At 39.8% G+C, this 11,732-nt stretch carries 11 protein-coding genes; all 11 read left to right on the plus strand.

The features are described from left to right. Positions 1 to 23: 23 nt before the first annotated feature. The 11 genes from tkt to AC4PG0_RS12215 all read left to right on the plus strand — a co-directional run bounded on the left by tkt (position 24) and on the right by AC4PG0_RS12215 (position 11,724). Positions 24 to 2,039 (plus strand): transketolase, encoded by a 2,016-nt coding sequence (gene tkt / locus AC4PG0_RS12165; RefSeq protein WP_492167585.1) that lies wholly within the window; start codon positions 24 to 26, stop codon positions 2,037 to 2,039. Further along, positions 2,036 to 2,680, plus strand: a complete 645-nt coding sequence (gene rpe, locus AC4PG0_RS12170) for a ribulose-phosphate 3-epimerase (RefSeq protein WP_492167586.1) — start codon at positions 2,036 to 2,038, stop codon at positions 2,678 to 2,680. The genes tkt and rpe overlap by 4 nt, the downstream gene beginning before the upstream one ends. A gap of 130 nt (positions 2,681 to 2,810) precedes the next feature. Beyond that, positions 2,811 to 3,290 carry a GNAT family N-acetyltransferase gene (locus AC4PG0_RS12175; protein ID WP_033533576.1) on the plus strand — a complete coding sequence of 160 codons (480 nt, stop codon included), beginning with the start codon at positions 2,811 to 2,813 and terminating at the stop codon, positions 3,288 to 3,290. 15 nt (positions 3,291 to 3,305) lie between these two features. Next, positions 3,306 to 4,703, plus strand: coding sequence for a deoxyguanosinetriphosphate triphosphohydrolase (locus AC4PG0_RS12180; protein WP_003772902.1), 1,398 nt, complete (start codon positions 3,306 to 3,308; stop codon positions 4,701 to 4,703). 192 nt (positions 4,704 to 4,895) lie between these two features. Then, positions 4,896 to 5,309, plus strand: a complete 414-nt coding sequence (gene rpsL, locus AC4PG0_RS12185; RefSeq protein WP_003720973.1) for a 30S ribosomal protein S12 — start codon at positions 4,896 to 4,898, stop codon at positions 5,307 to 5,309. A gap of 30 nt (positions 5,310 to 5,339) precedes the next feature. Next, complete coding sequence (gene rpsG, locus AC4PG0_RS12190; RefSeq protein WP_003722012.1) at positions 5,340 to 5,810, plus strand: 30S ribosomal protein S7; 471 nt, start codon at positions 5,340 to 5,342, stop codon at positions 5,808 to 5,810. A gap of 65 nt (positions 5,811 to 5,875) precedes the next feature. Next, positions 5,876 to 7,963, plus strand: coding sequence for an elongation factor G (gene fusA / locus AC4PG0_RS12195; RefSeq protein ID WP_003772905.1), 2,088 nt, complete (start codon positions 5,876 to 5,878; stop codon positions 7,961 to 7,963). Positions 7,964 to 8,071: 108 nt separating this feature from the next. Further along, on the plus strand, positions 8,072 to 9,259 hold the full coding sequence (tuf, locus tag AC4PG0_RS12200; RefSeq protein WP_003739865.1) for an elongation factor Tu: 1,188 nt from the start codon (positions 8,072 to 8,074) through the stop codon (positions 9,257 to 9,259). A 243-nt stretch (positions 9,260 to 9,502) separates the two neighbouring features. Then, positions 9,503 to 10,288 (plus strand): membrane protein, encoded by a 786-nt coding sequence (locus AC4PG0_RS12205; protein WP_045552803.1) that lies wholly within the window; start codon positions 9,503 to 9,505, stop codon positions 10,286 to 10,288. After that, positions 10,275 to 10,973 (plus strand): hypothetical protein, encoded by a 699-nt coding sequence (locus tag AC4PG0_RS12210; RefSeq protein WP_033533574.1) that lies wholly within the window; start codon positions 10,275 to 10,277, stop codon positions 10,971 to 10,973. Before AC4PG0_RS12205 ends, AC4PG0_RS12210 begins: the two co-directional genes overlap by 14 nt. Position 10,974: 1 nt before the next feature. Continuing rightward, a complete protein-coding gene (locus AC4PG0_RS12215; protein ID WP_033533573.1) occupies positions 10,975 to 11,724 on the plus strand; it encodes a hypothetical protein in 750 nt (249 codons plus the stop codon). Positions 11,725 to 11,732: the final 8 nt, after the last annotated feature.

Consider the following 11,732-nt stretch of genomic DNA (forward strand, 5'->3'; position numbering starts at 1 on the left):
ACAATTTAAGGGAGATGACAGTTTTGAAAAAAACATTAGATAGACAAGCCGTGGACACGATTCGTTCGTTATCCATTGATATGATTGAGAAAGCAAACTCGGGACACCCAGGAATGCCGATGGGAGCAGCTCCAATGGCGTATATGCTATTTGCGAAACATTTAGTATTTAACCCAGCCAACCCAGAATGGTTTAACCGCGATCGCTTTGTTTTATCAGCAGGACACGGGTCCGCACTACTTTATAGTATGCTTCATTTATTTGGTTATGATGTGAAAATGGAGGACTTGAAACAGTTCCGTCAATTAGATAGTTTGACACCAGGACACCCTGAATTTGGATGGACTGCGGGAGTTGATGCAACGAGTGGCCCACTTGGACAAGGGATTGGTATGGCCGCTGGTATGGCGCTGGCAGAATCTCATTTAGCGGCTGAGTATAACCAACCAAATTATCCAATTGTCGACCATTATACGTATGCGATTTGTGGTGACGGGGACTTGATGGAAGGTGTGGCATCAGAAACAGCCTCACTTGCAGGGCATTTAGGACTTGGAAAATTAATCGTATTGTACGATTCCAATGATATTTGTTTAGATGGCGATTTAAGTGCAACGTTCAGTGAAAATGCAGCAGATCGTTTCCGTGCATACGGCTGGCAAGTTTTACGCGTAGAAGATGGCAATAATTTAGCGGCAATTCAAGAAAAAATTGTTCAAGCAAAATTAGAAACATCAAAACCAACGCTAATCGAAGTGAAAACAGTCATCGGTTACGGCGCGCCAACAAAAGCAGGAAGCTCTGCAAGTCACGGTGCTCCGCTCGGTGAAAAAGAAGCAAATGGTGCGAAAGAACATTATGAATGGGCAGAAGAACCTTTCACAGTACCAGCTGAAGTTCGTGATTATTTAAGAAATTACAAAGCACGCGGAGAAAAACTAGAAGGCGCTTGGAACACAATGCTCGCTAATTACAAAAAAGAATTCCCAGAACTTGCAAGTCAATTAGACCGCGTGTTAGCGGGAGAAGTAGCAGCTGATTGGAACGCCAATTTGCCAACTTTTGAAGCAGGCACAAATGTTGCAACACGCTCTGCTTCTGGAAAAATGATTAACGCAATTGCAGCCGAATTACCGGAACTTTTCGGGGGATCTGCTGACTTAGGTTGTTCGAACAAAACATTTATTGATGCGAGCCCAGCATACAGCATTCAAGACCCAGCTGGTAAAAATATCTGGTTCGGTGTGCGCGAATTTGCGATGGGAGCAATGTTAAACGGAATGGCGCTTCATAGCGGTTTACGAGTATTTGGCTCCACTTTCTTCGTCTTCTCAGACTATGTGCGTCCAGCAATGCGGATGGCTGCTTTAATGCAACTCCCAGTAACGTATGTATTCACGCATGACAGTATCGCTGTAGGTGAAGACGGCCCGACACATGAACCAATCGAACAACTAGCCTCGCTCCGTGCCATGCCAGGCCTAACAGTTATCCGCCCAGCCGATGCCAAAGAAACTCGCGCTGCTTGGGAAATTGCTGCAACCAACACGCATGGCCCAATCGCTCTTGTACTATCACGCCAAGACTTACCAGTACTTGAAAATGCACAAGAAGAAGTAGATGCAGGTGTAGATAAAGGTGCTTATATCGTAGCACCAGCAAATAGTTCCAAACCAGACGCTATCATTATCGCAACAGGATCCGAAGTGTCCCTTGCAATTGAAGCGAAAGCCGAACTTGCGAAAAAAGATATCGACGTTTCCGTTGTTAGTTTATCCAGCTGGGAACGCTTTAAAAAAACAACCGATGCTTATAAAGAAAGCATTTTACCAAAAGAAGTCACAGCGAGATTTGCGATTGAAGCTGGAGCAACATTCGGTTGGAAAGAATTTATTGGGTCAGAAGGCGATATGTTAGGAATCGATCACTTCGGCGCATCTGCCCCTGCGAAAGATTTGTTTAACGCTTATGGATTTACACCAGAAAATGTGGCGGATCGTGTCGAAGCTGTGATTGCGAAAGCCGGTGTGCGTGTATGACATTCGTAGCGCCATCTTTACTTGCAGCTGATTATATGAACATGGCAAACTCCATTAAAGAAGCAGAACAGGCCGGAGCTGACTACCTTCATATCGATGTCATGGATGGACATTTTGTGCCGAACCTGACGTTTGGAATTGATATGGTCGAACAAATTGGCAAAACGGCGACTATTCCACTTGATGTCCACTTAATGCTCTCAAACCCAGAAGACTACATTGAAAAATTTGCAGCAGCTGGGGCGCACATTATTTCCGTGCATATCGAAGCCGCACCGCACATCCACCGCGTCATTCAACAAATTAAAGCAGCGGGATGTAAAGCTGGAGTCGTGCTTAATCCGGGAACTCCGGCGAGCGTGCTGGATGCTATTTTGGGCGACGTAGATTTAGTTTTACAAATGACAGTAAATCCTGGATTTGGCGGACAATCATTCATTGATTCAACGATTGAAAACATGCGCTATCTGGATAATTGGCGCCGAGAAAATAACGGCAGCTATGTGATCGAAGTAGACGGTGGCGTAAATGCCGAAACCGCAGAAAAATGTAAACGAGCCGGCGTAGACGTTCTTGTAGCAGGTTCATACTTTTTTGGAGCAGACGATAAAGTAGTATGCGTTCAAGGCTTGAAAAAATAAAACATGAAAAAACTAGGTTGCCTAAAAAGCGTCTAGTTTTTTTCTATTATATAGAAGTTATTTTTTAATTGATACATCCCCCGCACTAGCTTATACTTAAATAAATACGACAACGAAAAGGAAGAGATATATGACACAACTAGCATTTCGAAACGGGACAGAACAGGACACGAAGTTAATTCTTCGTTTTATTACCGAACTTGCAATTCATGAAGGCATTGAAAAAGATGTAGTAGCAACCGAATCCGGCCTACACAAAGCCCTTTTTCAAGAAAAGTCAGCCGAAGTAATTATCGCTGAATACCAAGGTGAGCCAGTTGGTTTCGCACTCTTTTTCCATAATTTTTCCACATTACTTGGCAAAAAAGGCTTATACTTAGAAGACCTTTACATCATTCCAGAAATGCGCGGAAAAGGCTTTGGGACACAATTTTTCAGCTATTTATCCAAAATTGCCCTAGCACGTGATTGCGGTAGATTTGAGTGGTGGTGCCTAAATGAAAACAAATCAGGCATGGATTTTTACGAAAAAATTGGCGCAGAAAAAATGTCAGAATGGACCGTACATAGGCTCTCTAAAGCCGAAATGGAAAAACTAAGCAACCTATGAAAGGATGAGATTTAAATGAAATGGGATAAACTATTAAATGACAAACGCCGCCGCGAATCCGGTGTCACTCGCTCGAAAAACACCGATGTACGTAGCGCTTTTGAAAATGACTTTCAACGTATCGTCATGAGCGCATCATTTCGCCGTTTACAAGATAAAACCCAAGTATTCCCACTAGAAAAAAGCGATTTTGTTCGTACACGACTAACCCATTCAATGGAAGTAAGTACGATCGCAAAATCAATGGGAAACATGGTTACACACACGATTCAAGAAGAAAAATTAGACCAAGATTTTACAAAAGATCATGCGGACAAAATCCCGGAAATCCTTGCTTGTGCAGGACTTTTACACGATATGGGGAATCCGCCGTTCGGTCATTTTGGCGAAGAAAGTATCCGTGAGTGGTTCCGCGACAATTTAGCAACCATCACTTACAAAAATAAAAGCCTAGCAGAAATCTTAACACCGCAAATGAAAGAAGACTTTTACTACTTTGAAGGTAATGCGCAAGTGCTCCGCGTAGTTTCCAAACTGCATTATCTTTTCGACCAATACGGCTTAAACCTAACATTTGCCACTTTAAACGCGGTCATCAAATACCCAGTTTCTTCCTTAAAAGTAAATAAAAAACAAATCAAAAGCAAAAAACTAGGCTATTTTTACGCGGATGAATCACTTTTTAATGAAATAACAACAGCAACAGAAGCGCTTGATAACCGTCATCCGCTAACCTACTTACTTGAAGTAGCAGACGACATCGCGTACCTAAATGCCGACCTAGAAGACGGCGTGAAAAAAGGCATCGTCAACATCACGCAAATCTTAAAAGGTTTTGAAGAAGTAGAAGAGCATAATAAAGTAACTGCCGCGTGCTACAACGAACTCAAGAAAAAAAGCGAGCGCTACGAAGGACAAGAAGAAAGTTTCATCGTACAACAATGGCTAGCATCGAACGTCCGCGGCCAATTAATCAATCGCTCACTCGAAGTGTTTTACGAAAACTACGACGCAATCATGGCAGGCACATTCAACGATTCGCTCATTGATGCTTCAAGCGCCGAACAACTCGTACAAATTTTACAAAGCCTATCATTCACGTATATTTACCAAGATAAAGGTATCGTCGAATCGGAAATCGCCGGCAACGAAATCATCTCCAAACTCCTTGAAACGTTCATCCCAGCTGTCATTTACTACGATAGCGAAACCCCAGAACGCCAAACAGCCAAAGATAAACGCCTACTAACCTTGATTTCCGACAACTACCTAGGCTGCTACCGCAAAAACGCAGAAGGCGAAAGCGAAACAATGAAACTTTACCTGCGATTACTTCTCGTAACAGACTTCATTTGCGGCATGACCGACAGCTACGCGAAAGATTTATATCAACGTTTGAATGGACTAAGCTAATTAACTAAATTTCAAGTAACACCTTGACATCTAAACCTCAAGGTGTTACTATATTCAAGGTGCCTCTACTATAAACAGAGGTCTGAAAATAAAACAGCGTTGTAGGTCGAACTTACAGCCATTTTATTTTACCGAAAAAATGAACCACCTGGATGTGTGGAACTACTAAATAAGGAAGGAGGAATTTATCCCATGCCTACAATTAACCAATTAGTACGCAAACCTCGTCAATCTAAAATTAAAAAATCTACATCACCTGCTTTGAACAAGGGCCTAAACAGTTTTAAAAGAGAACTAACAGACGTTAACTCTCCGCAAAAACGTGGCGTATGTACTCGTGTTGGTACCATGACTCCTAAAAAACCTAACTCGGCGCTTCGTAAATATGCCCGTGTACGTTTGAGTAATGGTATTGAAGTAACAGCTTACATTCCTGGTATTGGTCACAACTTACAAGAACATAGTGTTGTTCTTATTCGTGGTGGACGTGTAAAAGATTTACCAGGGGTACGTTATCATATCGTTCGTGGAGCGCTTGATACAGCTGGTGTTGAAAATAGAGGACAAAGCCGTTCTAAATACGGTACGAAAAAACCTAAAAAATAATACTTATAAAATATGAAAGGAGGATATCCGATGCCTCGTAAAGGTCCTGTTGCTAAACGTGACGTGTTACCAGATCCGATTTATAATTCGAAACTAGTAACTCGTTTAATTAATAAAATGATGGTTGACGGAAAACGTGGAAAGTCTCAAGCTATCCTATATTCCGCATTCGATATCATTGCACAAGAAACTGGTAAAGATCCGATGGAAGTATTTGAACAAGCTATGAAGAACATTATGCCTCTTCTTGAAGTTAAAGCTCGCCGTGTAGGTGGTGCTAACTATCAAGTACCTATCGAAGTACGTGCTGACCGTCGTTCTACTCTTGGTCTTCGTTGGTTAGTAAATTATGCTCGCCTTCGTGGAGAGAAAACAATGGAAGTACGTGTTGCTCGCGAAATCATGGATGCTGCCAATAATACTGGTGCTTCTGTTAAGAAACGCGAAGATACACACAAAATGGCTGATGCTAACAGAGCGTTCGCTCACTATCGTTGGTAAAAAAATCACTAACAAATTCCAGGCGTATTGCCTGAAAAATTGTTTTATGGAAGGAGAAATACAACATGGCTAGAGAGTTCTCCTTAGAAAAGACTCGTAATATTGGTATCATGGCCCACATTGATGCGGGTAAAACTACCACTACTGAACGTATCCTTTTCTATACAGGGCGTATTCACAAAATTGGTGAAACCCATGAAGGTGCTTCTCAAATGGACTGGATGGAGCAAGAGCAAGAACGTGGTATTACTATCACTTCTGCTGCGACAACAGCTCAATGGAAAGGCTACCGAGTAAATATTATCGATACACCAGGACACGTAGACTTCACAGTTGAAGTTGAACGTTCGCTTCGTGTACTTGATGGTGCTGTTGCGGTTCTAGATGCACAATCTGGTGTAGAACCACAAACAGAAACAGTTTGGCGTCAAGCTACTACTTACGGGGTTCCTCGTGTAGTATTCGTCAACAAAATGGACAAAATCGGCGCAGACTTCCTATATTCTGTAGGTACTTTGCATGAACGTTTGGCTGCCAACGCGCACCCAATCCAACTCCCAATCGGGGCCGAAGATACATTTGAAGGTATCATTGACTTAATCGAAATGAACGCGTTGTATTACGAAGATGATTTAGGAAATGACCCTCATATTAAAGAAATTCCAGCTGATCTGAAAGACTTAGCAGACGAATACCGCGGTAAATTAGTGGAAGCAGTTGCTGAACTTGACGAAGAGCTAATGATGAAATACCTAGAAGGCGAAGAAATTACAAAAGAAGAACTTAAAGCTGGTATCCGTAAAGGAACACTTAACGTTGAGTTCTATCCTGTAGTTTGTGGTACAGCATTCAAAAACAAAGGTGTTCAACCAATGTTAGATGCAGTACTTGATTACCTTCCAGCACCAACAGATGTTCCAGCTATTAACGGCGTATTGCCTGATGGAGAAGAAGCTGCTCGTCACGCTGATGATTCAGAACCATTCTCTTCCCTAGCATTCAAAGTTATGACTGACCCTTATGTTGGACGCTTAACTTTCTTCCGTGTTTATTCTGGTACTTTGAATTCCGGTTCATATGTACAAAACTCGACTAAAGGTAAACGTGAACGTGTTGGACGTATCCTTCAAATGCACGCTAATCACCGTGAAGAGATTTCGATCGTATACGCTGGTGACATCGCTGCTGCCGTAGGACTTAAAGATACAACTACTGGGGACACTTTATGTGATGAAAAAGAACAAATTATCTTAGAATCCATGGAATTCCCAGAACCAGTTATCCAAGTCGCTATCGAACCTAAATCGAAAGCTGACCAAGATAAAATGGGGCAAGCTCTTGCGAAACTAGCGGAAGAAGATCCAACTTTCCGTGCTGAAACTGACCAAGAAACTGGCCAAACTCTTATCTCCGGTATGGGTGAACTTCACCTTGACATCCTTGTTGACCGTATGAAACGTGAATTCCGCGTTGAAGCTAACGTTGGTGATCCACAAGTTTCTTATCGTGAAACATTCCGTAAATCTGCTCAAGTTGAAGGTAAATTCGTACGTCAATCCGGTGGACGTGGACAATATGGTCACGTTTGGATTGAATTCGGACCAAACGAAGAAGGTAAAGGATTTGAATTTGAAAATGCAATCGTTGGTGGGGTTGTTCCACGTGAATACATCCCAGCTGTACAAGCAGGTCTTGAAGGCGCACTAGATAATGGTGTACTTGCAGGCTACCCACTGATTGACATCAAAGCAAAACTTTACGACGGATCTTACCATGACGTCGATTCCAATGAAATGGCCTTCAAAGTGGCTGCTTCAATGGCATTACGTAATGCTGCTAAGAAATGTGATCCTGTAATCCTTGAGCCTATGATGGCTGTAGAGGTTGTTATCCCAGAAGAATACCTTGGTGATATCATGGGTAACATTACTTCCCGTCGTGGTCGTGTAGATGGTATGGAAGCTCGCGGTAACGCTCAAGTTGTTCGCGCATTTGTACCACTTGCAAACATGTTTGGTTATGCAACTCACCTTCGTTCAGGTACGCAAGGTCGTGGTGTATACACTATGCAATTTGACCACTATGAAGAAGTTCCTAAATCTATTGCTGAAGAAATCATTAAAGCTAATGGTGGAAACAACAAAGAAGATTAATTGATTTTTTTCGCAACATCAAGTATAACTTTAGTTAGAAGTATTACTTAGTTTAAATTTAAGCTAAGTAAAAAATAATTATTGAATTATCGAGGAGGATATTTTAAAATGGCAAAAGAAAAATTTGACCGCTCTAAACCCCATGTTAACATTGGTACTATTGGACACGTTGACCATGGTAAAACTACTTTAACAGCTGCAATTACAACTGTACTTGCTAAAAAAGGCTTTGCTGATGCACAAGCTTATGATCAAATTGATGGTGCTCCAGAAGAAAGAGAACGTGGTATCACAATCTCTACTGCTCACGTTGAGTACCAAACTGACAACCGTCACTATGCACACGTTGACTGCCCAGGACATGCCGATTACGTTAAAAACATGATCACTGGTGCTGCACAAATGGACGGAGCTATCTTAGTAGTATCTGCTGCTGATGGCCCAATGCCACAAACTCGTGAACATATCTTACTTTCACGTCAAGTTGGTGTTCCATACATCGTTGTATTCATGAACAAATGTGACATGGTTGACGATGAAGAATTACTAGAATTAGTTGAAATGGAAATTCGTGATCTATTAACTGAATATGAATTCCCTGGCGATGACATTCCTGTAATCAAAGGTTCAGCTCTTAAAGCACTTCAAGGTGAAGCTGACTGGGAAGCTAAAATTGACGAGTTAATGGAAGCTGTAGATTCTTACATTCCAACTCCAGAACGTGATACTGACAAACCATTCATGATGCCAGTTGAGGATGTATTCTCAATCACTGGTCGTGGAACAGTTGCAACTGGACGTGTTGAACGTGGACAAGTTAAAGTTGGTGACGAAGTAGAAGTTATCGGTATTGAAGAAGAAAGCAAAAAAGTAGTAGTAACTGGAGTAGAAATGTTCCGTAAATTACTAGACTACGCTGAAGCTGGCGACAACATTGGCGCACTTCTACGTGGTGTTGCTCGTGAAGATATCCAACGTGGTCAAGTATTAGCTAAACCAGGTTCGATTACTCCACACACTAACTTCAAAGCTGAAACTTATGTTTTAACTAAAGAAGAAGGTGGACGTCACACTCCATTCTTCAACAACTACCGCCCACAATTCTATTTCCGTACTACTGACGTAACTGGTATTGTTACACTTCCAGAAGGTACTGAAATGGTAATGCCTGGTGATAACATTGAGCTTGCAGTTGAACTAATTGCACCAATCGCTATCGAAGACGGTACTAAATTCTCTATCCGTGAAGGCGGACGTACAGTAGGCGCTGGCGTTGTTTCTAACATCAGCAAATAATATCTGATACGATTCAAACCGACAAAGTCATTTGGCTTTGTCGGTTTTTTTGTGCATAAAATTGAAAAACTATGTATAAAGAATTGGGTTATATTTCAGAAAAATTAGTTATATACAAACTTTTCGAACTATGCTATATTTGTCACATACATAAATGACTTACAATAGGAGAGAGATAATGAAAAAGAAATTTAGTATTTTAAGATTGGCAGGCACGCTATTTTATCGGGAATGGTTTTTAATATGAGTCGATTTTTAAAAATAGAATTTAATAGAGTTTTTAAAAGTAAATCATTTCTTGCTGCTCTTGCACTTGGATTTCTTATCGTGCTGGTGCAACAAATAACTGTAGCACGCTATTATTCCTTGGCAGAAGAAAATGTATTTTTATATTTAACGGGTTATGATACAACTGGGCTTGGGACAAACCTATATTATTTATTGTTACCATGTTTAGTGGCTTTAGCTGGTGCGGATTTATTAGGTGAAGATCGGCGTAGTGGTTTAGATATATTTTCGCGAATAAGAGGAAATGATAAACAGTATTATTTTTCGAAGAGCATCGTTGCTTTTATTGCTGGAGGGGTAGTATTTTGTTTGCCTTTAATCATGGAACTTTGTGCATTAATGTTAGTGTATCCCTCTGCACCACTTGATTATTTCGTAGCAGAAGTACCGGTTACATATGGCGCGATGTTTTCGAATATATTTTATAACAGTCCGCTTACGTATCAGTTGATATTCCTTGTAATAGGCTTTGCTTACGGGGGATTATTTGCCTTAATTGGAGTTCTAGTGTCCTTTTTTAGTTCTAGTAAATATGTAGTTTTATTGAGTCCACTAGCTATTTATTATGGTGTGTGGATAGTGTTTTCTTTGATTGGTTATCCAGAGTTTAGTCCGTTTGGTTTCTTAACTCCAAAGCAAGGTTACCCCTTAAATTTCCATATTATTTGGATAGAATTTCTACTTCTTTTAGTAGTGATAATTATGGGTATTATTTGGAGTGTGAAAAATGAAAAATCATAATTTAGTCCGGTTGAATTTTGATTTTGAAAGAAGAAAATATTTACTGCTTTTATTGATATTTGTTTTTATAATTGTATTACGCTTGTTGTACACAAGAAATGTCGAGACAGATGTCCTTTACATTGTACAGAGTTCCGTATCAGTTGAAGTTCTATTTATAATTTTGAGCCCGTTCTGTTTATGGATGAATCAAATATTGTGTTTTCAACATAGGGAACTAGCTGTTGTTCGGATTAAGAACAAATATACACTTTGGAAAGTTAATATAACCGTCATTTTGTGGAATGCCTTTTTGCTTGCAGTATTAACTAATGCCTTAAATTATGCCAATAGTGTTATTGTAATGAATTCCCAAATAGTACAAATTTACATTTATTCTTTTATATTATTTGGTTTAGGTTTAGTTCTTGTAGGTGTTTTACAGAATATACTACTTGTTATTACAGGTAATAAGGCAATTGCTTTTTTTGTAGTATTTCTGGTATTTTTCTTTGATACTAGCACAATCAAATTGCAGCTAATTTCCAATCTGTTTATAGTGAATCCTAATGATCTTACTGATTTGTTGTCATTTGCCGGGCGAGTTTTCTGCTTGGTTGGTGGGATTATTGTTTTATTTTTAATAAGCTGGTTACTTACAGAGAAAAAAGATATGTTTCGAACCTCGAAAAAGAAGGTGCGTTAATATGTGGTTATTTTTTAAACGGGATATATTATGGTTCCTTCAAGGGAATAAATTGAAAATAATAGGCTTGGTAATGCTTCTGGTATTAGCAATTTTGATAAGTGTTGTTAATACGAAAAATGTATCGGGTACGATAGCAGATGTTTTTCTAGCCTTTTTAAAACAAGAAAATGGAGCAGAAAATCCGCTTACGAGTAGCTTAAATTGGATTATCATTCAAAGTGTGCCAGTTTTTCTATTTGGAAGTTACTTTTATAAGGAATTGTTTGCGCTAGAGGAGTTTATTACTATTCGCTTTAATAATAGGATACTCCCCTTTCTTTCCAAAATTTTACTAATCATTACGCTAATGTTGCTTTATTATTTAGTAATTATTGGATTAGTGGTGTTTATTAGTTTTCTTTTTGGCATTCGTTTGGATATAGAGCCGACTGTATTGTTCATAGGTTTAAATATGCCACTTTATGAAATTGGGGTGTACTTTTTTGTTGGTGGGCTAGCGCTTATCATGCTTCAATTGTTGCTTTCAATAATAATTAAGCCATTTTACGCTATTACGGTAGTGCTTGTCATTATTGTGACCAACTGCTTTATTACTAACTCTTGGATTATAGGAAGCGTTTCAAATGTTGCTGGGTTTACTGATGTAAATAATTGGCTGTTATTTAGTATTCAATTGGTATATATTATTTTGGCAATACTCATTGGCGGAAATATTTATCGAAAGACAGATTTATATAAACTAAACTAGGGAGAATA

Source organism: Listeria sp. MAN/IMW/UF464 (genome assembly GCF_058683955.1).

Excerpts from the sequence above, each read along its gene's own strand:
- rpe (WP_492167586.1), top strand. The coding sequence starts at position 2,036 with ATGACATTCGTAGCGCCATCTTTACTTGCAGCTGATTATATGAACATG.
- AC4PG0_RS12180 (WP_003772902.1), top strand. The coding sequence starts at position 3,306 with ATGAAATGGGATAAACTATTAAATGACAAACGCCGCCGCGAATCCGGT.
- rpsL (WP_003720973.1), top strand. The coding sequence starts at position 4,896 with ATGCCTACAATTAACCAATTAGTACGCAAACCTCGTCAATCTAAAATT.
- rpsG (WP_003722012.1), top strand. The coding sequence starts at position 5,340 with ATGCCTCGTAAAGGTCCTGTTGCTAAACGTGACGTGTTACCAGATCCG.
- fusA (WP_003772905.1), top strand. The coding sequence starts at position 5,876 with ATGGCTAGAGAGTTCTCCTTAGAAAAGACTCGTAATATTGGTATCATG.
- AC4PG0_RS12215 (WP_033533573.1), top strand. The coding sequence starts at position 10,975 with ATGTGGTTATTTTTTAAACGGGATATATTATGGTTCCTTCAAGGGAAT.
- AC4PG0_RS12175 (WP_033533576.1), top strand. The coding sequence starts at position 2,811 with ATGACACAACTAGCATTTCGAAACGGGACAGAACAGGACACGAAGTTA.
- tuf (WP_003739865.1), top strand. The coding sequence starts at position 8,072 with ATGGCAAAAGAAAAATTTGACCGCTCTAAACCCCATGTTAACATTGGT.
- AC4PG0_RS12210 (WP_033533574.1), top strand. The coding sequence starts at position 10,275 with ATGAAAAATCATAATTTAGTCCGGTTGAATTTTGATTTTGAAAGAAGA.
- AC4PG0_RS12205 (WP_045552803.1), top strand. The coding sequence starts at position 9,503 with ATGAGTCGATTTTTAAAAATAGAATTTAATAGAGTTTTTAAAAGTAAA.